At 72.8% G+C, this 20,648-nt stretch carries 23 protein-coding genes and 2 pseudogenes; 11 read left to right on the top strand and 14 right to left on the bottom strand.

Annotation, left to right across the window (positions count from 1 at the left end; translation table 11 throughout):
- Nucleotides 1-29 precede the first annotated feature (29 nt).
- Nucleotides 30-1,067, bottom strand: coding sequence for a zinc-binding dehydrogenase (locus tag ACFZCP_RS34410; protein ID WP_391435432.1), 1,038 nt, complete (start codon nucleotides 1,065-1,067; stop codon nucleotides 30-32).
- A gap of 184 nt (nucleotides 1,068-1,251) precedes the next feature.
- Here ACFZCP_RS34410 and ACFZCP_RS34405 point away from each other — a divergent pair, with 184 nt between their 5' ends.
- The 3 genes from ACFZCP_RS34405 (at nucleotide 1,252) to ACFZCP_RS34395 (ending at nucleotide 3,882) form a co-directional block, all read left to right on the top strand.
- Nucleotides 1,252-1,908 (top strand): WHG domain-containing protein, encoded by a 657-nt coding sequence (locus ACFZCP_RS34405; protein WP_391435428.1) that lies wholly within the window; start codon nucleotides 1,252-1,254, stop codon nucleotides 1,906-1,908.
- A 91-nt stretch (nucleotides 1,909-1,999) separates the two neighbouring features.
- Entirely contained in the window at nucleotides 2,000-3,220 is a 1,221-nt protein-coding gene (locus ACFZCP_RS34400) for a histidine kinase (RefSeq protein ID WP_391435424.1), read from the top strand.
- Nucleotides 3,217-3,882: a response regulator gene (locus tag ACFZCP_RS34395; RefSeq protein WP_391435420.1), complete on the top strand. Its 666-nt coding sequence runs from the start codon at nucleotides 3,217-3,219 to the stop codon at nucleotides 3,880-3,882. Before ACFZCP_RS34400 ends, ACFZCP_RS34395 begins: the two co-directional genes overlap by 4 nt.
- On the opposite strand, the gene ACFZCP_RS34390 is transcribed toward ACFZCP_RS34395, so the two are convergent.
- Nucleotides 3,843-4,127 carry a DUF6332 family protein gene (locus tag ACFZCP_RS34390; protein WP_391435417.1) on the bottom strand — a complete coding sequence of 95 codons (285 nt, stop codon included), beginning with the start codon at nucleotides 4,125-4,127 and terminating at the stop codon, nucleotides 3,843-3,845. The genes ACFZCP_RS34395 and ACFZCP_RS34390 overlap by 40 nt on opposite strands.
- Before the next feature lie 77 nt (nucleotides 4,128-4,204).
- Nucleotides 4,205-5,695: an MFS transporter gene (locus ACFZCP_RS34385; RefSeq protein WP_391435413.1), complete on the bottom strand. Its 1,491-nt coding sequence runs from the start codon at nucleotides 5,693-5,695 to the stop codon at nucleotides 4,205-4,207.
- 85 nt (nucleotides 5,696-5,780) lie between these two features.
- Between ACFZCP_RS34385 and ACFZCP_RS34380 the strand changes: the two genes are divergently transcribed.
- Entirely contained in the window at nucleotides 5,781-6,179 is a 399-nt protein-coding gene (locus ACFZCP_RS34380; protein ID WP_362685478.1) for a MarR family transcriptional regulator, read from the top strand.
- Between the two features lie 7 nt (nucleotides 6,180-6,186).
- On the opposite strand, the gene ACFZCP_RS34375 is transcribed toward ACFZCP_RS34380, so the two are convergent.
- The 3 genes and pseudogenes from ACFZCP_RS34375 to ACFZCP_RS34365 all read right to left on the bottom strand — a co-directional run bounded on the left by ACFZCP_RS34375 (nucleotide 6,187) and on the right by ACFZCP_RS34365 (nucleotide 7,808).
- The gene (locus ACFZCP_RS34375; RefSeq protein WP_391435407.1) at nucleotides 6,187-6,927 is read right to left on the bottom strand and encodes a maleylpyruvate isomerase family mycothiol-dependent enzyme; all 741 of its coding nucleotides are present in this window, start codon (nucleotides 6,925-6,927) and stop codon (nucleotides 6,187-6,189) included.
- Between the two features lie 81 nt (nucleotides 6,928-7,008).
- A pseudogene (locus ACFZCP_RS34370) lies at nucleotides 7,009-7,323 on the bottom strand (cupin domain-containing protein); the annotation flags it as partial.
- A 29-nt stretch (nucleotides 7,324-7,352) separates the two neighbouring features.
- Nucleotides 7,353-7,808, bottom strand: coding sequence for a hypothetical protein (locus tag ACFZCP_RS34365; RefSeq protein ID WP_391435404.1), 456 nt, complete (start codon nucleotides 7,806-7,808; stop codon nucleotides 7,353-7,355).
- Between the two features lie 90 nt (nucleotides 7,809-7,898).
- Between ACFZCP_RS34365 and ACFZCP_RS34360 the strand changes: the two genes are divergently transcribed.
- Nucleotides 7,899-8,264, top strand: coding sequence for a MerR family transcriptional regulator (locus tag ACFZCP_RS34360; protein WP_391435401.1), 366 nt, complete (start codon nucleotides 7,899-7,901; stop codon nucleotides 8,262-8,264).
- 180 nt (nucleotides 8,265-8,444) lie between these two features.
- Here ACFZCP_RS34360 and ACFZCP_RS34355 read toward each other — a convergent pair whose 3' ends face one another.
- Both ACFZCP_RS34355 and ACFZCP_RS34350 read right to left on the bottom strand, forming a co-directional pair.
- On the bottom strand, nucleotides 8,445-8,723 hold the full coding sequence (locus tag ACFZCP_RS34355; RefSeq protein WP_362685466.1) for a glutaredoxin domain-containing protein: 279 nt from the start codon (nucleotides 8,721-8,723) through the stop codon (nucleotides 8,445-8,447).
- A 201-nt stretch (nucleotides 8,724-8,924) separates the two neighbouring features.
- Entirely contained in the window at nucleotides 8,925-10,091 is a 1,167-nt protein-coding gene (locus ACFZCP_RS34350; RefSeq protein WP_391435647.1) for an MFS transporter, read from the bottom strand.
- A 556-nt stretch (nucleotides 10,092-10,647) separates the two neighbouring features.
- Here ACFZCP_RS34350 and ACFZCP_RS34345 point away from each other — a divergent pair.
- Nucleotides 10,648-11,358, top strand: coding sequence for a DUF899 family protein (locus ACFZCP_RS34345; protein ID WP_391435397.1), 711 nt, complete (start codon nucleotides 10,648-10,650; stop codon nucleotides 11,356-11,358).
- A 307-nt stretch (nucleotides 11,359-11,665) separates the two neighbouring features.
- Nucleotides 11,666-12,061: a luciferase family protein gene (locus ACFZCP_RS34340; protein WP_391435394.1), complete on the top strand. Its 396-nt coding sequence runs from the start codon at nucleotides 11,666-11,668 to the stop codon at nucleotides 12,059-12,061.
- Between the two features lie 2 nt (nucleotides 12,062-12,063).
- On the opposite strand, the gene ACFZCP_RS34335 is transcribed toward ACFZCP_RS34340, so the two are convergent.
- The gene (locus ACFZCP_RS34335) at nucleotides 12,064-12,843 is read right to left on the bottom strand and encodes a DeoR family transcriptional regulator (RefSeq protein WP_391435389.1); all 780 of its coding nucleotides are present in this window, start codon (nucleotides 12,841-12,843) and stop codon (nucleotides 12,064-12,066) included.
- A gap of 122 nt (nucleotides 12,844-12,965) precedes the next feature.
- Here ACFZCP_RS34335 and ACFZCP_RS34330 point away from each other — a divergent pair, with 122 nt between their 5' ends.
- Nucleotides 12,966-13,847, top strand: a complete 882-nt coding sequence (locus ACFZCP_RS34330; protein WP_391435386.1) for an SIS domain-containing protein — start codon at nucleotides 12,966-12,968, stop codon at nucleotides 13,845-13,847.
- Nucleotides 13,848-13,897: 50 nt separating this feature from the next.
- Entirely contained in the window at nucleotides 13,898-14,770 is an 873-nt protein-coding gene (locus tag ACFZCP_RS34325) for a ketose-bisphosphate aldolase (RefSeq protein WP_391435381.1), read from the top strand.
- Here the strand turns inward: ACFZCP_RS34325 and ACFZCP_RS34320 are convergent.
- Nucleotides 14,757-15,893 (bottom strand): methyltransferase, encoded by a 1,137-nt coding sequence (locus tag ACFZCP_RS34320; protein ID WP_391435643.1) that lies wholly within the window; start codon nucleotides 15,891-15,893, stop codon nucleotides 14,757-14,759. The two genes, ACFZCP_RS34325 and ACFZCP_RS34320, sit on opposite strands and share 14 nt — an antisense overlap.
- Nucleotides 15,894-15,971: 78 nt before the next feature.
- Between ACFZCP_RS34320 and ACFZCP_RS34315 the strand changes: the two genes are divergently transcribed.
- Together ACFZCP_RS34315 and ACFZCP_RS34310 are read left to right on the top strand one after the other, a co-directional pair.
- Complete coding sequence (locus tag ACFZCP_RS34315; RefSeq protein WP_391435377.1) at nucleotides 15,972-16,622, top strand: alpha-ketoglutarate-dependent dioxygenase AlkB; 651 nt, start codon at nucleotides 15,972-15,974, stop codon at nucleotides 16,620-16,622.
- Nucleotides 16,623-16,813: 191 nt separating this feature from the next.
- Nucleotides 16,814-18,055, top strand: a complete 1,242-nt coding sequence (locus ACFZCP_RS34310) for an ROK family protein (RefSeq protein ID WP_391435374.1) — start codon at nucleotides 16,814-16,816, stop codon at nucleotides 18,053-18,055.
- A gap of 92 nt (nucleotides 18,056-18,147) precedes the next feature.
- On the opposite strand, the pseudogene ACFZCP_RS34305 reads toward ACFZCP_RS34310, so the two are convergent.
- The 4 genes and pseudogenes from ACFZCP_RS34305 to ACFZCP_RS34290 form a co-directional block, all read right to left on the bottom strand.
- Nucleotides 18,148-18,679 (bottom strand): annotated as a pseudogene (locus ACFZCP_RS34305) (SMI1/KNR4 family protein).
- Between the two features lie 68 nt (nucleotides 18,680-18,747).
- On the bottom strand, nucleotides 18,748-19,656 hold the full coding sequence (locus ACFZCP_RS34300) for a phosphotriesterase (protein WP_391435366.1): 909 nt from the start codon (nucleotides 19,654-19,656) through the stop codon (nucleotides 18,748-18,750).
- Nucleotides 19,653-20,237 (bottom strand): DUF4865 family protein, encoded by a 585-nt coding sequence (locus ACFZCP_RS34295; RefSeq protein WP_391435363.1) that lies wholly within the window; start codon nucleotides 20,235-20,237, stop codon nucleotides 19,653-19,655. Before ACFZCP_RS34295 ends, ACFZCP_RS34300 begins: the two co-directional genes overlap by 4 nt.
- Nucleotides 20,238-20,251: 14 nt before the next feature.
- Nucleotides 20,252-20,641 carry a cupin domain-containing protein gene (locus ACFZCP_RS34290; protein ID WP_362685433.1) on the bottom strand — a complete coding sequence of 130 codons (390 nt, stop codon included), beginning with the start codon at nucleotides 20,639-20,641 and terminating at the stop codon, nucleotides 20,252-20,254.
- Between the last annotated feature and the right edge of the window lie 7 nt (nucleotides 20,642-20,648).

The following is a 20,648-nucleotide window of genomic DNA, read 5'->3' as shown; positions in this document are numbered from 1 at the left end:
TGGCGGCCGGGCCCGGCCGGCGGCCTCACCTACGCCTCCGGAATCAGGACGACCTTCCCGGACACCGCGCCGGACTCGGCCAGCCGCATCGCCTCCGCGACCTCGGTGAGCGGCATCCGGGCGGCGATCCGCGCGGTGACCTCGCCGCGCTCGAGGGCGTGGAACACCTGGGTGAGGTCGGTGCGCAGCCGGTCCCGGAAGCGGTCCTTGTTCAGGGCGCGACCCGCCCAGACATTGAAGAAGTAGGCGTGCCGGCCGTTGGGCAGCGCGTTCCACCGCCACACCCGGCCGAGGATCTTCAGGACCGGCCACTGCTTGGACCCCGAGTCGTCCCTGGTGGTGGCGCTGCCGTAGGCGACGAGGGTCCCGCCGGGGGCGAGAAGCCGCCAGGAGTCGACGACGCTGCGCCCGCCGAGGTGGTCGAAGACGCCGTCGACCCCGCCGGGGGCCAGCTCCCGGACCCGGGCCGGGACGTTCTCGGTGCGGTAGTCGACCGGGGTGACCCCCAGGTCGCGCAGGGTTGCGTGGTGGCGCGCGGACGCCGTGCCGATCACCTTCAGGCCCGCGGCGCGCGCCAGCTGGACCAGGACCGTGCCGACGCCGCCGTTCGCGCCGTGCACCAGGACCGTGCCGCCGCTGCGCACCCGCGCCGTGCGGTGCAGCATCTGCCACGCGGTGATCCCGTTGACCACCAGCGTCTCGGCCTCGGCCGCGTCGATCCCGGCCGGGACCTCCACCGCGTCGGCCGCGTCGAGGACCACATGGCTGGCCCAGCCGCCGACCTTGACCAGTGCCGCCACCCGCTTGCCGACGAGACTCGGCGCGACGCCGGCGCCGGCCGTGAGAACCGTGCCCACCAGGTCGTAACCGGGCACGAAGGGGAACGGCGGCTGGTCGTAGTAGCGGCCCCGGCGCATCTGCTGCTCAGCGAAGGACACCCCGGTGGCCTCCACCCGCACCACGATCTGGCCGGCGCCCGGCTGTGGGACGTCCCCGCGCCGGAACTGCAGTTCCTCCGGCTCGACCGTTCCCGGCAGGACGACCTCGACGAGTTCCTTGCTTTCCATGACGACCTCCGGGTCGAAGAGGGAGTGCTGACGCCCTTGGTGTCTAGAGCGCTTCGCTTGCGTTAGAAGCTATAACTAAAATGACGTCTGCTATTGATGGTGTCAAGCTCTCGCGCAAAAATCCGTTACGACCTCTCTCGCCAGTGATAGGTTGAAACAACCGACGACGAGGAGCGTGAAGGCGATGGCGGCAGACACGGCGAGTCCCAGTCCCCGGGAGCGGTACCGCAGCCAGGTCCGGGCGGAGATCAAGGCGAAGGCCTGGGAGCAGATCGCCTCGGCGGGCGCATCGGGGCTGTCCCTGAACGCCATCGCCAAGGAGATGGGCATGAGCGGCCCGGCGCTCTACCGGTACTTCGGCGGCCGGGACGACCTGATCACCGAGCTGGTCCGCGACGCCTACCGCAGCCTCGCGGACACCTTCCGCGCCGCGGCCGACGAGGGCGCCGACCTGCCAGGCCTCGCCGGGGCCCTGCGCCGCTGGGCGCTGGAGGACCCCCAGCGCTACTTCCTCGTCTACGGCACACCGGTCCCCGGCTACCGGGCGCCGGACGACATCACCGCGATCGCCCAGGAGATCATGGCCGCCCTGCTCGACGTCTGCGCCGCCGAGGAACCCGGGGACGCGTCGTCCGACGCGCTCGACTCCCACCTCGAGGACCACCGCCGGTGGGCGGGCGACCACTTTGCCCCGCCGCCCGTCCTGCGCCTGGCCCTGACCTTCTGGAGCCGCCTGCACGGAGTCCTCTCGCTGGAACTCGCCGGCCACTTCACGGGCATGGGCTTCGACCCGGACCTGCTCTTCGCCGCGGAGGTGGAGGGACTGCCCGGCGGACGCTGAGGGCACGGGCGGGCGTACTCCCCGGGGAGTATCCGCGACCACCTCACCCGGCTGACGCCCACGGGGCCCGGGGCCGTCTAGCGTGGCGGGCATGGAAGAGCAGCGCGAGCGCGGTCCCGCGCACTGGTGGCGGTACGGGCCCCCGTGGTGGAACCGCGCCGCGGACCCGGAGCCGCACCCCGCCCGCCTGCCCTGGCGCTCCACCGTGCTGCTCACCGCGTTCGTGCTCGTCGGCTCGAACTTCGCCGCGCACGCGCAGCCCCACCGCGTACCCCTCGACGGGTACGCGCGCGTGCTGCTGCTCGTGGCCTCGGTCCTGCTGCTGTGGCGGCAGCGCCACCCGGTGGCCGTCGCCTTCGGCACCTCGGGCGTGGCCCTGGTCTACCTGGGCGCGGGCTACCCCTACGGCCCGGTCTTCCTGACGGTCGCGGTCGGCTGCTTCAGCGCCGTCGTCACCGGGCACCGGCGGGCCGCCTGGTCGGCACTCGCTCTGCTCTGGGCCGGGCACGCCCTGGTCGCGCTGTGGCTCTACCGCAGGCTTCCGCCCCAGGGCGACCGGGCGGCGAGCGTGGGGCAGGAGATCGTCGTCGCCACCTGGATGCTGGTCGTCGTCGCGCTCTCCGAAGTGGTCCGGGTGCGGCGCGAGCAGTGGGCGCGCGAGCGCGCGGACCGGGCCGAGGCCGCCCGGCGGCGCGCGGACGAGGAACGGCTGCGGATCGCCCGCGAGCTGCACGACGTGCTCGCGCACAGCATCTCCGTCATCAACGTGCAGGCGGGCATGGGACTTGCCCTGCTGGACAGCGATCCCGAGCAGGCGCGCACGGCGCTCACCACCATCAAGGCCGCCAGCAAGGAGGCCCTCGGCGAGGTGCGTCAGGTGCTCGACACCCTGCGCGCCCCCGGTGCCGCACCGCGCGCCCCCGCGCCCGGTCTCGGCCGGCTGCCGGAACTGGTCGAGCAGGCGGCGGCCGCCGGACTGGCCGTCGAGGTCCGTGGCACGCCCCCGCACCTGCCGCCCGGCACCGACCTCGCGGCCTTCCGCATCGTGCAGGAGGCCCTGACCAACGTCGTACGGCACTCCGGCTCCCGGCACGCGCGCGTGCGTCTCGACCACGACGGCACCGCACTCGGGCTGCGGATCGACGACGACGGGCCCGCGACCGGCGGCGACGCCGGCGGCAGCGGGAACGGACTGGCCGGCATGCGGGAGCGGGCGGCGGCGCTGGGTGGCACCATCGAGGCGGGCCCGCGTTCCGACGGCGGATTCCGGGTGCTCGCCGTACTGCCCTTGCACACCGGGGAGGATCAGTGATCCGGGTACTGCTCGCCGACGACCAGTCGCTCGTGCGGGCCGGTTTCAGCGCACTGCTCGACGCCCAGCCGGACATCGAGGTGGCCGGGGAGGCGGCGGACGGCGAGGAGGCCCTGCGCAGGGTGCGCGAACTGCGGCCCGACGTCGTCCTGATGGACATCCGCATGCCCCTGCTGGACGGGCTGGCAGCGACCCGGCGCATCACCGGCGACGCGGAGCTGAAGGACGTCCGGGTGGTCATGCTGACCACGTTCGAACTCGACGAGTACGTCTTCGAGGCGATCCGGTCGGGCGCGTCCGGATTCCTGGTGAAGGACACCGAGCCGGACGAACTCGTGCGCGCGGTCCGGGCGGTGGTCGAGGGTGACGCCCTGCTGTCCCCGGGCGTCACCCGCCGGCTGATCGCCGAGTTCGCGGCCCGCTCCAAGGAGCCCGCGGCCGCCGGCGCCCTCGGCCGGCTCACCGAGCGCGAACGCGAGGTGATGGCGCTGGTCGGCATCGGTCTGTCGAACGAGGAGATCGCCCGTCGCCTGGTCGTCAGCCCGCTCACGGCGAAGACCCATGTGAGCCGCACGATGGTGAAACTGGGCGCCCGGGACCGCGCCCAACTCGTCGTCCTCGCCTACGAGTCGGGATTGGTGCGGCCGGGCTGGCTCGGCTGAGACTCCCGCCGGAAGTGGACCAGCACGCTCACCACCCGGGCGAAGAAGACCACCGGCGCCAGGGCGAGACCGAGCCGCAGCAGCACCGTCGAGGGCAGTTGCGGCAGCGGGAAGAGCAGGGCCGGCCCGGCGACGGCCCCGAACAGGACGGCCGCGGCGAAGGCGGCGCCGGCCGGCGCGTAACCGATCTCGACCGTGGCCGCATCGTGTTCGGCCCTCGTACGTCGTCCCCCGTGTGTGTACATGCCGTCAGTCTCAAGGAGTGCGCCCGGCGGGGCAATCCCACTCCCGCCGGGCGCACTCGGGGAGGCGTTCCCCCTTCTCAGTCGCGGACCGCCACGCGCTCCGCTTCCGCCTCCTCCACGGTGGACCTGGCTACCACGACCGAGGGCCGGGTACGCCGGCCGCGCAGTCCGGTGAGGGTGATCAGCAGGCCGGCCAGGGCGATGCCCGTGACCACCATGAAGCCCGGCCGGTAGCTGTCCAGGACGGCCTGCGGGGTCGCGTGCGCCGGCGCGGCCGCGGTCACCACGGCCGTCACGACGGCCAGGAAGATCGCCCCGCCCACCTGCACCGACGTGTTCAGCAGTCCGGAGACCATGCCCTGCTCGTGGTCCTCGACCCCGTTGGTGGCCTGGATGTTGAGCGAGGGGAAGACCAGCGCGCAGGCGGCGCCGATCAGCAGCATCGAGGGCAGGACGACGGCCGCGTACACCGGGTCGAGGTCCACGCGCAGGAACAGCGCGTACCCGACGGCCATCAGCGCGAAGCCGGCCGCGATCAGCCGCGGGGTGCCGAACCGGTCGACGATCGCACCGACCTTCGTGGACGACACGGCCACCAGCGCGCCCGCGGGCAGGAAGGCGAGCGCCGTGTGCAGCGCCGACCAGCCGAGCAGTGTCTGCATGTACAAGGTGGTCAGGAACTGGAAGCCGACGTAGGAGCCGAAGAAGGCGATCGCGCCGAGCTGGGCGCGGACCTGACTGCCCGAGCGCAGCACCCCGAGCCGGATCAGCGGGCTCGGCGAGCGCCGCTCGACCAGCACGAACGCGGTCAGCAGGACGGCGACGGCCAGGAAGGACAGCAGGGTGCGGGCCGAGGCCCAGCCGGCCTCGGGCGCCTGGACGACGGTGAAGACCAGCAGCAGCATCGAGGCGGTCCCGATGACGGCACCGGGGATGTCGTAGCCGTCGTGGTTCTCCTCGCGGGTGCTGCGTGGCAGCAGCCTGAGACCGGCGGCGAGCGCGATCAGCGCGATGGGCGCCGGCAGCAGCATGGTGAGGCGCCAGCTGGCCTCGGTGAGCAGCCCGGACAGGACCAGGCCCATCGAGAAGCCGGTGGCGGCGCAGGTGGTGTAGATGGAGAGCGCCCGGTTGCGCAGCGGGCCCTCCGGGAACGTCGTGGTGATGATGGACAGGCCCGCGGGGGCGGTGAAGGCCGCGCTCAAGCCCTTGATGAAGCGGCTGGCGATCAGCAGCGGGCCCGAGTCCACGAGCCCGCCGAGCAGCGAGGCGAGCGCGAAGACTCCGAGGGCCACCAGGAACACCTGGCGCCGGCCGAGCAGGTCCGCGGTGCGGCCGCCGAGGAGGAGCAGTCCGCCGTATCCCAGGATGTAGCCGCTGACGATCCATTGCAGCGTCGACGTGGACAGATGGAGATCGGAACCGATGGACGGCAGCGCGACGCCGACCATCGACACGTCGAGCGCGTCCAGGAACATCGCGGCGCACAGCACCAGGAGCGTGCCCCACAGCCGGGGAGTCCAGCGAACTGCCGGGGGCGGTGCCGCGGGGGTGGTGAGCGGAGAGGTCATGGCGACGACACTACATGCATGTGCATCGGATGCGAGCGCATTTAATTACGGTGCAACAAATTCATTTCTCTGCTACCGTGCGCCCATGGCGGCGAACAAGGCCGAGCAGGCGCTCGTGGAGCAGTGGCGGGACATCCTGGCCCTGCACGCCCGTACCCAGTGCGAGCTGGACCGGGCCCTGCACGGACACGGCCTGTGCGCCAGCGACTTCGAAGTGCTCGACCTGCTCGCCGAAGGCGAGTCGGCGGGCGGCGACTGCGCCTACCGCGTCCAGGAGATCTCGGAGCGCGTCCATCTCAGCCAGAGCGCCCTGTCCCGGCTCATCGGCCGTCTGGAGAAGGACGGCCTCGTCGAGCGCGCCATGTGTTCCGAGGACCGGCGGGGTGTGCGGGTGGTGCTCACGGTGAAGGGGCGCGCGCTGCACGGTGAGGTGCAGCCGGTGCAGCGCGCGGTGCTGGCCCGGATGCTGGCCGACGTCGACTGACGAGGCGTCAGATCCCGGCCCTCTCCTGCCACAACGCCGCGAGAGAGCGGTCACCCGTCACGCTCGGCACCGGTACCCGGTTCCACAGTGCCAGATACAACCGGTCCGCCGGGCCCGCCAGTTCCGCTTCGGCCTCCCCGGCTCCGTCCCGCGAGGTCACGGGCGGCTCCGCCGACAGCCGTACGGTCCACACCGCGTCCGCGTCCCCGTCCGCCGCGCGCACCCGCAACACCCGCGGCCGCTCGGTGCGGACCCGGCTCCTGGAGCGGGCGTGGAAGCCGCGCAGCAGTTCGTCGATCCCGTCCGCCGCGAAGTCCGTGGCGATCGGCGACGCGGCCCCGCCCCGCGCCGCCTCGGCGTCGTAGCGGTGGACGGTGGTCTCGTGCGCCTGCCGCCGGGTCCAGAACGCCAGCGGTGAGGGACTCGGCACCGGAAGGAAGGTCCAGCACTCCACATCGGCGGGCGCCGCGGCCAGGGTGTCGACCAGCAGGCGGTGGCTGTCGCGGTACCAGGCCACCAGCTCGGCTCCGTCCAGGTCCGGGGCGTCTCCCAGCGGCCGCGGCGCGGTGTGTCCGTCGGCGACGTACGAGGCGGCCCACCGGTGTACGGCGCCCGTGTGCCGCAGCAGGTCCCCGACCTGCCACTCGGGGCAGGTCGGTACCTTGGCGTCGGTCCCCGCCTCCGCGGCGGCCGCGGTCAGCAGCCGACCCTCCCGGTCCAGGGTCTCAAGGAATTCAGCAGTCTCCATGCGGCCGAGTCTGCCGGACGGAGCGCGCTCGCAGGGACCTGTTTTCCTGCCGGCCGCGGTGACCCACCCGCGACCCGTGCCTCACGACGGCCGGGGTGCGCGCAGGTGCCGGCGCCGGGCCGGCTCCTCCTCGTCGACCAGGGTGAGCATGGGCCGGCCCGGCGCACGGAGCATGGTGACGAGGAACCGGCTCCAGGAGTCCGTCCGGTTGTTCCCGTCCTGGGAGTGGATCACATCGCCGCCCGGCTCCCAGAACGTCTCCCCGGCCTTGATCACCCGCTCCGGCTCGCCTTCCAGCTCGAAGAGCATCTCCCCCGCCAGCACGTAGCCGAAGGCGGGTCCCGCGTGCCGGTGCGGGGGAGTGCCGGGATCGCCGGGAGGGAACTCGACGACAACCCTTCGTCGCGCACCGACAGGTCAGGTGTTCAGGGTGCGACGGCCCGAGGCGGAGCGCAGGCGGGGCCGGTGCGCCGGTCCCGCCACCACGGCCACAGCTGAGCGAGGCCGAATGCCGCCTCCACCACGAAGAAGAGCCACAGCAGCCGCGTTGCCCCGTGGCCCAGCGCGTACGCCTGCCAGGTGGCGAACAGTGCGCGTGCCACGCCGTCGCACAGCCCGTGCACCGGCAGTGGCCGGAGGATCCGCAGGAGTGCCCAGACCACCACGACCGAGCCCATCAGATTCGCGTACAGGGTCTGCATCGGATCGAGGGCGGGCAGCACGCCCAGCCCGAGCGCGCCGCCGAGCGACGACAGCGCGTCATGCACCAGGGCATAGGTCCACGGCGTGGCGAATCCCGCTGTGACGACGAGGTCGTACCAGGCGCTCGCGCGTACGACGCGCAGATAGGCGGCGCGGGAAGGGGTGCGAAGGGGGATCACGGCGGGTCTCCTGGTGGTCTCCTGACAGCGACGCCTCACGCTAAACAGTGGAGTACTCTCCAAGGTCAAGTCCCAGTCCGGCGGAGGGTCATGCGTATCGGAGAGCTGGCCGCGCAAGCGGGCATGACCAAGGACACCATTCGCTTCTACGAGAAGATCGGCCTCGTCGCAGGGCGACGCCTGGCCAACGGCTATCGCGACTTCCCCCCGGAGACCGTGACCTGGCTGCACTATGTCCGCACCGCGCAGACGCTCGGCTTCTCGCTGGCCGAGATCTCGCAGCACTTCGCGGAACTGGGTGAGGCGCCGGACACGGCCGAGGCGTTGTCCGTGCTGTTCCGGGAGAAGATCCAGGTCATCGACGCGCGGATGGCCGAGCTTGCGGCGCTGCGCGCCGACCTCGAAGCGCGCGTCGGTACGGGATGCCCGCTGCGGGCGACGGGCCGGGCCGGCTGAGCACGGGTGCCGGTGACCCGGCCCCGAGCCGTCTCCTGCAGAGCACTGGACGTCTGCTCGACCACGGCGCCGTCCCGCTCGGTGCGGCTCAGAGACATGAGCGCACCAGCCGCTCCTCCGTACCTCCGGTGCGGGTGACGGGAATCGGGCCGGGCAGGCCGGTGCCGTACCGAGCGGGTGTCAGCCGGTCTTGGAGAGCAGATGCGGTGCGTGGGCCGCGACCGCTTCCATCAGCTGCTTCTTCGACGGGTTCACCATGGCACGGCCGGCCACGGTCACGGTCGGCACCGTTTCGTTCCCGTCCGCGACGGAGCGGACGAACGCCGCCGCGTCGGGGTCTGCCCAGATGTTGACCTCGGTGTACCGCAGCCGCGTGAAGCGCAGGCGCAGACGGAGTTTCATGCAGAACGGGCACATGGGCCGCCAGTAGACGACCACGCCGTCCTGGTCCTTGTTCACCGGGCTCCCCCTCGATCGCGCCGTGATGCGCAAAGCCTAGAGGAAGAGGGGCCGTTCCCGGACGGTGCTCGCGCGCCTCCCCTTCAACGGGGGGGGGCCGGGCGCCGGGGGTTCGGGGGGCTCGGGGTGGTCGTGCTCGGCGTCCGGTGGCGGCAGGCAGCTCTTCCCACTGCCCCCCCCGGCACAGTGCCCGGCGCAGCGTCAGGCGCCCATCACCCGCCGGGTCGTCAGGCCGATGAGTGCGGCGACGGCGGCCAGCACGGCCACACTGGTGAGCGCCGTGGGCAGGGAGAACCAGTCGGCCATGAAGCCGATCGCGGGCGGCCCGAGCAGCATGCCGCCGTAGCCGAAGGTGGAGGCGACGGCGACACCGGACGGACCGGCCAGCGCGCCGGCGCGCTCCACGGCGACCGGGAAGAGGTTGGCCAGCCCGACGCCGGTGACCGCGAAGCCGATCAGCGCCGCCCACACGGTGGGCGCGAGCGCCCCGACCAGCATGCCGGCCGCCGCGGTGGCGCCGCCCGCGATCACGGTGGGAGCGCGCCCGAGTCGCTCCAGCAGCGCTGTCCCGGTCAGACGGCCGACGGTCATCGCGAGCGCGAAACACGCGTAGCCGGCGGCCGCCGTGCCGGAGGACGCCGCGAGGTTCTGCTGGAGATGCAGGGCGCCCCAGTCGGCCATGGCCCCCTCTCCGTAGGCGGTGCACAGGGCGACGAGGCCGAAGACGGCGACCAGCCCGCGGGTGCGGCCGTTCGCCCGCCGGGTTCCGCCCTCCTGCACAGGCTGCCGGCGGTCCGGCGCCACCGGCGCCTCGTGCCGCAGCAGGGACCGTCCGGCGACGGCGGTGACCAGCAGCCCGACGAGTGTGATGCCGAGCAGGTGCCGCGTGGGGGAGAGGGCGCCGGCCACCAGGCCGCCGAGGCCCGCGCCGGCCATCCCGCCCAGGCTGAACGCCGCGTGGAAACTGGGCATGACCGGCCTGCGCAGGGCGGCCACCAGGTCGACGGCGGCGCTGTTGAACGCCACGTTGAGCCCGCCGTATGCGGCGCCGAAGAGGAGGAGTACGGCGCCGAGGGCAGGGGCGGAGTGGGTGAGCGGGGGCAGCAGCACGCTGAGGGAGAGCAGGGCGGCGCAGACCACGGTGACCGGATGGCTGCCGTAGCGGCTGCAGAGACGTCCGGTGAGGGTCATGGTGACGACGGCTCCGGCGGAGACGCCGAGCAGTGCGAGGCCCAGCGCGCTCGCGGAGGCGTGGGTCTGCTGCTTGATGTCGGGGATGCGTACGACCCAGCCTGCGAAGATGAACCCGTCCAGGGCGAAGAAGACGGTGATCGCGAGCCGGAGCCGAGTAAGTCCGGTACCCGGCACGACGGTGTGCGAACGGGTTTTGTTTATTTGCGGCACAAAGTCAGGCTAGGTGGGGCGCCGCATCTGGGCAAGGGGATTCCGGCCGGTCCCTGCCGACGGCAACTGGCGCGGCACCAGCGCGACGAACCGGATCCCGAGGGCACGCGGTGACGATCAGGAGGGCGAGTCCGGGGACTGCCGGCGGGAGGGGCGCATCGGGGCGCCGATGCCGGATCGCACCGAGACCGCGACTGCCGGTTCGCCCTGCCGGCGGCCGGGGCCTCGCGGCGTGTGGTGGCCGGCATGACGGTGATCTCCTCGTTGCCGTGGAACGCGGTCGCTTGTCGAGACACGGTCGTACTCGGAAATTCACCGATGACTTTCCGCCCCGGCCGCTGTCTTTACCAGAAGAGGGAGCGATGGAGGTCCCGGCAGGTGGCTGGCCGGACCCTCGGCGAGCGAGAGCACCCGCTTCGGCGACAGCGGCCCCATCCCCGTGTTCGGGCTGCCCCGAACGCTCCGCGATCACACGGTCCCTCGGCCTGAGTTCGGACCGGACTGAAAGGTGGGAACCATCATGAAGACACCCGAGATCGTCTCACCGCAGGAGTGGGAGGCCGCCCGCCAGGAGCTGCTGGTGGAGGAGAAGCGGCTGACCCGCGCCCGTGATGCCCTGGCCGCCAGGCGCCGGCGGATGCCCTGGCTGGCGGTGGAGAAGCCGTACGAGTTCGAGGGGCCCGGGGGCAGGGCGGGTCTGCTCGACCTGTTCCAGGGGCGCCGGCAGCTGGTCGTCTACCGCGCCTTCTTCGAGCCGGGCGTGTTCGGCTGGCCCGACCACGCCTGCCGTGGCTGCTCCATGCTGGCCGACCATGTCGGCCACCTCGCGCATCTGAACGCGCGCGGCACCACCCTCGTCTTCGCCTCGCGCGCCCCGCAGCCGGACATCGAGCGGGTGAAGACGCGGATGGGCTGGACGATGCCCTGGTACACGCTCACCGACGACTTCGACACCGACTTCGGTGTGAACGAGTGGCACGGCACGAACGCGTTCATCCGCGAGGGCGAGAGCGTGTTCCGCACCTACTTCATCAACAGCCGTGGTGACGAAGCGATGGGGAGCACCTGGAGCTACCTCGACATGACCGCGCTCGGGCGCCAGGAGACCTGGGAGGACTCGCCCGACGGGTATCCCCGGACCCCGCCGTACGCATGGTGGAACTGGCACGACGCCTACGACGACGCCGAGCCGGCGCAAGAGTGGCTGGACCGGATCCACCCGGACGCCTAGAAGCGGTCTCCGTGAACCCCTCACATACGTCGCGAGTCGTTCACGGAGTATGGGAACGGATGCCCGTATTCGTCACGCGTGAGGGTGTTTGTCATACGGAGTTCGAGAGGTGAAGCGGACTCGTGCACCGCCTTGCGCCGGCCCGGACCGGCTGTGTCCGCCCTGCGTGCGGGGTCAACGGCCGCTCACCTCGGTCCTGTTCGGAGTGCCCGAGAGGAAGGAGGTGTTCGAGTCGGCTCGGGATACGGGTTGGTTAATGCTTGCTCACGAGCTGGTTGCGAGCGGGTGAGCAGGCCATGATGGAACCATGACGTTGGCCTTGCGCGCGCTGGCGCAACTGGCGACCTGGCCGGACCTGGCACCGGCGGTCCCGAGCTGTGGTCTGGGGCAGGCGGTGAGTTCGGCCCAGGGCGAGATCGCCCACTTCCACTCCGACCACGATGTCGATCTGCGGCTGACCGACCGGGCCATCCGGCGGTTCGCCAAGGACCTGAAGGGCTCGGGCGTCATCCGGATCGTCCCGGGCTCGCCGTGGGTCACCCTCCGGCTCGACGCCGCGAGCGACGTCGACCTGCTGCTCACCCTGGTGAGCGTGGCGCTCCAGGCCCAGCAGGCCTGGCCCGACCCGGTCGGACGGGTGGTGACCGGCTGCAACGACCAGCGCGGGGCAGGGTTCGTCAGAGCCGACCTCAGCGGATTCTGACCTCACACGGCCAGGACCCGGACGCCCGCCTCCTCGAAGCGCCGTACGGTGTCCTGTCCCACCGCCGTGTCGGTGACGAGCGTGTCCACCAGCTCGGCGGCGCAGATGCGCGCGAACGCCCGCTGGCCCAGCTTGCTGGAGTCGGCGGCCACCACGACCCGCTCGGCGCGCTCGCACAGCAGCCGGTTGATCGCCGCCTCCGCCTCGTCGTGCGCGGCCGCGCCGTGCGTGACGTCGAAGGCGACCACCCCGAGGACGGCCACATCGAGGGTGATCTGACCGAGCACCCCGTCGGCCAGCGGCCCGATGAGCTCGTACGACTGCGCCCGCGCCACCCCGCCGGTCACCACGATCTTGAACTGGGGCCGCACCGCCAGCTCGTTGGCGATGTTGAGTGCGTTCGTGACGACGGTCAGCGCGGGTGAGCCGGAGCCGAGGTCGCCGCGCACGGCCAGGGCGCGCGCCACCTCCGTGGTGGTCGTGCCGCCGGTCAGCCCCACCACCTCGCCCGGTGCCACGAGGTCCGCCACCGCCTTGGCGATGCGCTGTTTCTCGGAGGCGCGCCGGGCGGTCTTGTAGCGCAGCGGCAGCTCGTAGGACACCCCGTGCACGACCGCCCCGCCCCGGGTGCGCACCAGCATCTGCTGCTCGGCGAGCTGGTCGAAGTCACGGCGGATCGTCGCCGCGGACACCTCCAGTTCGGCCGCCGCCTCCTCGACCTCCAGTCGGCCGCGCTCGACGAGCAGTTCGAGCAGCGCCTTCCAGCGGGCGTCCCGGGACATCCGCAGCCTCCGTTCTCCGTCTTCCCGGCGACCCTAGCGCACTGCATCTTGCGCGCAATGCTTGATTGTGCTCGAAACCTCGCTATATCTTGCAGGAACAATCAGCTAGGGGAGGGTGTGGCATGAGCCATGTCGAGGACGAGCTGACCAGCCAGCCCGAGTGCTGGACACGGGCGGCCGAGGAGGCGGGGCGGTACGGCGAGGCACTGCCGGCGCCGGGGGAGCGGATCGCGATCGTCGGGTGCGGGACGTCGTACTTCATGGCACAGGCGGCCGCGGCGCTGCGCGAGGCCGCCGGGCAGGGCGAGACGGACGCGTTCGCCGCCTCCGAGTTCCCGCGCGGGCGGTCGTACGACCGGGTCGTCGCGCTCACCCGCTCCGGCACCACGACCGAAGTGCTCGAACTGCTGGGGAGGCTGAAGGGCGGCACACCGACGACGGCCCTGACCGCCGACCCGGCCACACCCGTGATGACGGTCGCCGACGACCTCGTCGTGCTGGACTTCGCCGACGAACGCTCCGTCGTCCAGACCCGGTTCGCGACCACCGCGCTCACCCTCCTGCGCTCCCACTTCGGCCTGCACATGGACGCCGTCGTCGCGGACGCCCGCGCGGCCCTCGCCACTCCCTTGCCCGAAGGACTGGTGGACTGCACCCAGTTCACCTTCCTGGGGCGCGGCTGGACCGTGGGGCTCGCCAACGAGGCCGGCCTGAAGATGCGGGAGGCCTCCCTGTCCTGGACCGAGGCCTACCCGGCGATGGAGTACCGGCACGGGCCGATCAGCATCACCACCGGGGGCACCGCGACCTGGATGCTCGGCGCGGCGCCCGCCGGCCTCGCCGGACAGGTGCGCGCCACCGGCGGCTCGTGGGTCGAGGGCACGCTCGACCCGCTCGCCGAACTCGTCCGCATCCAGCGCCTCGCGGTCGCCGTCGCCGCCCGCCGCGGCCTCGACCCCGACCGGCCGCGCCACCTCACCCGCTCGGTGATCCTCGCCCCCTAGGGGATGTCCTGGGGACATCCCCCGCCCGCGCTCCGGAAGGGAACCAAGCCGTGCCCCTCGCGACCACCGGCGAGCTGGTCACCCGCGCAGCGGAGACCCGCTCCGCCGTCGCCGCCTTCAACATCATCACACTGGAACACGTCGAAGCCGTGATCGCCGGCGCGGAGACCACCGGCGCGCCGGTCGTCCTCCAGGTCAGTGAGAACGCCGTCAAGTTCCGCTACGGACGGCTCCTGCCCCTGGCCCGCGCCGCCGCGGCCGCCGCCGCACGCGCGGACGTACCCGTCGCCCTGCACCTCGACCATGTGCAGAGCGACGACCTGCTGCGCCAGGCACCCGACGCCGGATTCAGTTCGGTGATGTACGACGCCGCCCGCCTGCCCTACGCCGAGAACCTCGCCGCGACCCGGGCCGCCGCCGACTGGGCGCATGCCCAAGGCCTGTGGATCGAGGCCGAGTTGGGGCAGGTGGGCGGGAAGGACGGCCGGCCCCCGCTCGATGCCCACGCGCCCGGCGCCCGCACCGATCCGGACCAGGCGCACGACTTCGTCGCAGGCACCGAGGTCGACGCCCTGGCCGTGGCCGTCGGCAGCGTGCACGCCATGACCACGCGCACCGCCGCCCTCGACCACGGGCTCCTCAACCGCCTGTCCGCCGTCCTGTCCGTCCCGCTCGTCCTGCACGGATCCTCGGGGGTGCCGGACGACGGCCTCGTCGCGGCGGTCGCGGGCGGCATCGCCAAGGTCAACGTCGGCACCGCCCTGAACGTGGCCATGACCAGCTCGATACGGGACTTCCTCGCCGCCCACCCCGAGGCCGTCGACTCGCGCAAATACCTCAGTGTCGGCAGGGAGGCGATGGCCCGGGAAGTGGCCCGCATCATCGGCGTCCTCGGCCGGGAGCGGTGCCCTAGCTCTTCTTGACCGCCTTCAGCACCACGAACTTCGGGTCGCTCGCCACCAGGGTGCTGTTGCCGAACAGCCGCCTGAGCGTGATGTGGTAGCCCAGGTGCCGGTTGCCGATCACCCACAGCTCGCCGCCGGGGCGCAGCGCGTGCTTCGCCCCGGCGAACATCCGCCACGCCGTCGCGTCGGACGTCGCCTGGTGGGAGTGGAACGGCGGGTTGTTCAGGACGAGGTCCACACTGCCCGGCGCCACCCCGGCCATCCCGTCGCCGACCCGGAACTCGGCGTGCCCGGGCACCCCGTTCGCCTTGTACGTCGCCTCCGCCGAGGCCACGGCCTGGAACGACTCGTCCACGAACAGCACTTCGGCCGTCGGATCGGCCAGCGCCACCGCCGTCCCGACCACGCCGTTGCCGCAGCCGAGGTCCACCACCCGCCCGGCGCCCGTCCCGGCCGGCAGGTGCTCCAGGAAGAACCGGGTGCCGATGTCGAGGCGGTCGGCACAGAAGACGCCCGCGTGGTTGACGACCGTGCGCCCGGAGGCCGCGCCGATGCCGTCCGGCAGGGCATAGCTGTACGGCCACGGGTTCGCCGGTCGTGCCAGGGACGGGTCCGGCGTGCAGAAGATCAGCCGGGCCTTCTGCTGGGCCAGCGAGGTCCGGGTCGGCCCGAGGATCCGCTCGAACAGGCGCAGCGTCGAGGTGTGGATCTCCTTCACCATGCCGGCGCCCACGACCACCGTGCCCGCGTGCACCGCGGGGGCGAGCCGCAGCAGCTGGTCCTCCAGCAGCGCCAGGCTCTTCGGCACCCGCACCAGCAGCACGTCCACCCGCTCCGGCGGCGGGTCCTGGGTGGTGAGGAGGCCCACGGCACCCGGTTCGACCCCGGCCCGGGCCAGGTTCACCCGGGTCGCCTCCTGGCTCAGGAAGGAGTCGGTGATCTGTGTCGGCCTGTGCTCCGCGAGCGCCGTGGCCAGCGCGCCCCAGCGGTCGCCGGCCACCACGACCGCACCGGTGAGCGGCACTCGCTCCTCGGCCAGGTGTCGCAGCAGGTAGGCGTCGGAGGCGTCCCAGGCACGCAGCCGGTCGCGGGGGTCCTCGGGGAAGCGGGACAGCTCGAATTCGCCCCACGGCGTCGTCATACGGTCGTTCATCGTGCTCCAGGCTAGCCGAGCCGCAGCTCAGAGCCGCTCGGACAGGGCCTCGGGCAGGATGGGCGCATGGACGCGGAGCTGTTCGAGAGGGAGCGTGCCGAGGTCGCACCGGGCGCCGTGCACGTCCCGCAGTGGCTGGACGCCGGGCGGCAGCGCGCGCTCCTGTGCGCCTGCCGTCGGTGGGCCCGGCCCCCGGCCGGGCTGCGCACGGTCCGCACCCCCGGCGGCGGCACGATGACCGCCCGGCAGGTCTGCCTCGGCTGGCACTGGTACCCGTACGCGTACGCCCGCACGGTCGTCGACGGCGACGGCGCCCCCGTGAAGCCCTTCCCGGCCTGGCTGGACGAGCTGGCCCGCGACGCGGTGACCGACGCGCTCGGCCCCCGGGCGGCACCGGCGGAGCCGTACGACATCGCGCTGATCAATTTCTACGACGGCGACGCCCGCATGGGCATGCACCGCGACAGCGACGAGAAGTCGGCCGCGCCGGTGGTGTCGCTGAGCCTCGGCGACACGTGCGTCTTCCGCTTCGGCAACACCCGGACCCGCACCAGGCCGTACACGGACGTGGAGCTGCGCAGCGGCGACCTGTTCGTCTTCGGCGGGCCCTCCCGCTTCGCCCACCACGGCGTGCCCCGCGTCCACCCCGGCACGGCGCCGCCCGCGCTCGGACTGAAGGGACGGCTGAACATCACCCTGCGGGTGAGCGGCCTGTAGATCACGGGACCGGCCGTGGCGACTACGGTTCGACGGCAGGGTCGCGGCGACCGCGATTGAACGGCAACGGCGACGGCGGCTGTGGTTCGACGGCACGGGCCGGTGGCCGGGGTTCGACGGGACGGGGCCGCGACGACCGGGGATCGACGGCACCGGCCACGGCGACTGCGGATCATGGGAGACTCGCCCTCATGAGCGGCAAGGCGGACCCCCGGGCGGCGGGGGAAGGGACCGGCACCTCCAGAGCGCGGCTGGACCGGGGGCGCGGTGCGCTCGGACCCGCGCTGGAGCTCGTGCACACCGGGCGGGCGCCGACCCGGGCCGTGCTCACCGCCGAACTCGGGGTCACCCGGGCGACGGCCGGGGCGGTCGCCGCCGAGCTGGAGGCGCTCGGTCTGATCCGGGTCGACGCCCGGCCCGGCGCGGCGGCCGGTTCCCAGGGACGCCCCTCGCACCGGCTGGAGGTCGCCGAGGGCGGTCCGGTGGCGCTCGCCGCACAGGTCCACGCCGACGGCTTCCGGGCCGCGCTGGTCGGCCTCGGCGGGCGGATCGTGGCGACCGCGCCCGGCTGCGAGACCGTCGACGCCGACCCGGCCAAGGTGCTGGGCTCCGTCGTCGAGGCGGGCGCCGCACTCCTGCGGACGACGGGCCGGCGCTGCGTCGGAGCAGGACTGGCCGTGCCGTCCGCGGTCGCCGAACCCGAGGGCCTGGCCCTCAACCCGCTCCACCTCGCCTGGCCGGTGGGCGCACCGGTGCGCCGGATCTTCGCGGAGTGCGTGCGCGCCGCAGGCATCACCGGCCCCGCCTTCGCGGGCAACGACGTCAACCTCGCCGCGCTCGCCGAACACCGGCACGGCGCCGGCCGGGGCGCCAGGGACCTGCTGTGCGTGGCCACCGGGCACCGGGGCGTCGGCGGTGCCCTGGTTCTCGACGGCCGTCTGCACACCGGCAGTTCGGGCCTGGCCCTGGAGGTCGGCCACCTCACCGTCAACCCGGAGGGACGCCCCTGTCACTGCGGCAGCCGGGGCTGCCTGGACGTGGAGGCCGACCCGCTGGCCCTGCTCATCGAGGCGGGCCGGACACCGGGCCCGGAGGTCTCCCTGCTCCAGCAGGCCAACGACCTGCTGCGCACCCAGTACGCCGACCCGACCGTCCGCACCGCCGCCGAAGCCCTGATCGACCGCCTCGGCCTCGGCCTCGCGGGTCTGGTCAACATCCTCAACCCCGACCGCATCATCCTCGGCGGCCTGCACCGCACCCTGCTCGACGCCGATCCCCAGCGGCTGCGCGCGGTCGTCGCCGACCGCAGCCTGTGGGGCCAGAGCGGCGGTGTCCCGATCCTGCCCTGCACGCTGGACCACAACAGCCTGGTCGGCGCGGCCGAGCTGGCATGGCAGCCGGTGCTGGACGATCCGCTGGGGGCGCTCGCCTGAGCAGAAGGCGGAGGTGCCCGGAATCGACGGTGACCGAAGGCGTGCCACCTCCTCACGGACACCCACTCCACACGGGAGGATCCCCGGCGGTCTCAGCGGCACAGCTGCGCTATCAAGTCCTCGAAGTCGGCGAACTCCTCCCGGGCCAGCCCGGTCAGCGTCGAGGCCGGCTGCCGGCGCCCGGGGGCGAACTGCTCGGCCACCGCCGTCAGTTCGCCGTTCGGGCGGGGACGCGAGACCCAGGCCGTAGTGGTCGACAGCCTCCAAGGGGCCGACCCCGTCGGCCAGGACCCACAGGAAGTCCGGCAGATCGCGCGCGACGACGCCGGTCTCGCCCTCGGACCCGAGGAAGACCACGGGCTGGTCGGCCGTCTCCCGGCCCGGACGGACCAGCCAGAACGCCGCGTAACCTCCGGTGCCGTCCATGCCGAACACCCGGAAGGCGTCTGCGCTCACCTCCTTGTTGCCGGTCCACGACCGGAACCAGTCGGTTGTCTCCTCGGCGGAGACGAACTCCCCGAACGGCTCGAAGTCCACCCCGTCGCCGTCGTCGTAGTCGAACTCGTGAGCCAGGGCCGCGGCGAGCGCGGCGGGGAAACGGCGGTCATCCTGAGGGGAGGTCATGAGCGCAGGCTAACCGCGGGCACTGACAACGCGACCGGGCAGTCGGATCCGGTCGGGCAACGCCCCGGTCACGTCCAGTCGACCGCGAACGCCCGGCCCGGATGGACCGTGAGGATGCGGTCCACCAACTCCGCCCCCACCGCCTCGGCGAGCCGCTCCCGCACCCGGCGCAGCAGGTACGGCATTCCGGGCCCGCCGTCCACCGACCGCGCCCCGGCGACCACCGTGTCCCCGCCGAGCAGCAGCCGGTGCCCGTAGCCGGCCTCCGCCAGGTCCCGAACCGCCCGGGGCATCCGCCAGTCGGTGGCGTGATGGGCGCGCGACGGCCCGTCGAAGGCCAGCCAGCAGCCCGACTCGGCGGCCCGCCGCTGCACCACCGGGTCGGGGGAGCGGTTGAGGTGCCCGAGGATCACCCGGTGACCGGGCACGCCCAGCGCGCCGCACAGCAGGTCGAGCACGTCCAGTGCGCCGGTCCCCAGCTCCAGGTGGACCGCGATCGGCGCACCGGTGGCACGGTGCGCCTCCGCCGCCGCGGTCATCGTCCAGCGGGCGTGCGCGTCCAGGGTGTGGAAGCCGCCCGCCACCTTGATCAGCCCGGCCCGCACCCCCGAGGTGCCGATGCCCCCGGTCAGTTCGGACACGAACATCTCGGCGAGTCCGCCCCGCAGTTTGCCGAGCACCTCCGGGTCGTAGTGGGCCGCCTGGTGCAGCCCCGTCGCGCAGACCAGGTGCACACCCGTGGCCCGGGACAGTTCCATCAGGTCGGCCGCCCGTCGGCCCATGCCGTACGGCGTCCACTGCACGACGGCTTCGCCGCCCGCCTCCCGGAACGCGGTCAGCTCGGCCCGTGCGGCGGAGGCGTCGTTCAGCTCCTGGCCCGGCAACTGCGGGCTGCGCAGGAAGAGATGGTCGTGCGCGTCGCACACGCCCAGCTCCTCGGGGCGGACGTCACCGAGGACCGTACGGACGCGGCTCACCACTGCCGGCCGCGGGGGAGCCGGTCCCGGCCGGGTGCCGAGACGTGCAGCACCCGGAAGACGTCTCCGTCGGCCTTGGGCGCGTCGTGTTCCCAGAGGGAGAAGTGCACCAGATCCCAGTGGTGCGGGTCCACGGCCGCCGCCGCGAGCACGGCACCGTCCTCGGCCGCCAGCCGCCCCGCCTCGCGTGCCGCGTCCTCCATCACGGCGGACAACTCCACGCCCGCCGCTACCGGTTGCCGCCGCCGGACGGCGACCGCCGCGGGTGATCCTGCGGCGCCGCCCTCCTCGTACGCCAGCCCCGTCCACTGCCGTACCGCGGGCCGTCCGAAGTCGTCGACCAGCCCCTGGAAGGCGCCCGCCCACAGGAATCTGTTCATGCCCTGCACCGTGTTCCAGAGGTAGAACGGCGCGTACTGGTTGACCGGCGAGCCGTGCACCCCGCGCTCGCGCAGCAGGTAAGCCTTGAGGCCGAGGCCGTCCCAGTCGTCGAGCAGGTGCCCGATGCGGGAGACGCGGCTGCGGATGATGCCCGTGTCGTAGTCGGCGGGGAGCGTCAGCTCGTACTGCATGGCGTGCACTTCGGGGTCCTTCCTCAGGCCGGGCAGTCGTCGACGTGTGCGTGCCACTCGGTGGTGGTGCCGTCCGCGGCCGCTTCCACGGCCGCGAGGTGGGTCATGAAGGTGCGCGGTGCGGCACCGTGCCAGTGCCATTCGCCGGGCTCGATCCACACCGTGTCGCCCGCGCGGATCTCCTCCACGTCGCCGCCCCTGCGCTGCACCAGCCCCTCGCCCTGAAGGACGTGCAGCACCTGGCCGTGCGGATGCCGGTGCCAGGCGGTGCGTGCGCCGGGTGCGAAGTGGACGTGGAACATGCGCAGCCGGGACGGGGCGGCGGGAGCGGCGATCTCGTCCAGCCACACGGAGCCGGTGAAATGCTCCGCCGGACCTTGGAGGCTCTCGGGACGCCGTCTGGTGATGTGCACGGAAATC

Source organism: Streptomyces sp. NPDC007971 (assembly GCF_042958635.1).
In the GTDB taxonomy this organism is placed as follows: domain Bacteria; phylum Actinomycetota; class Actinomycetes; order Streptomycetales; family Streptomycetaceae; genus Streptomyces.
Note: the sequence above shows the minus strand (reverse complement) of the source record. Positions and strands in the feature narration are given on the sequence as shown.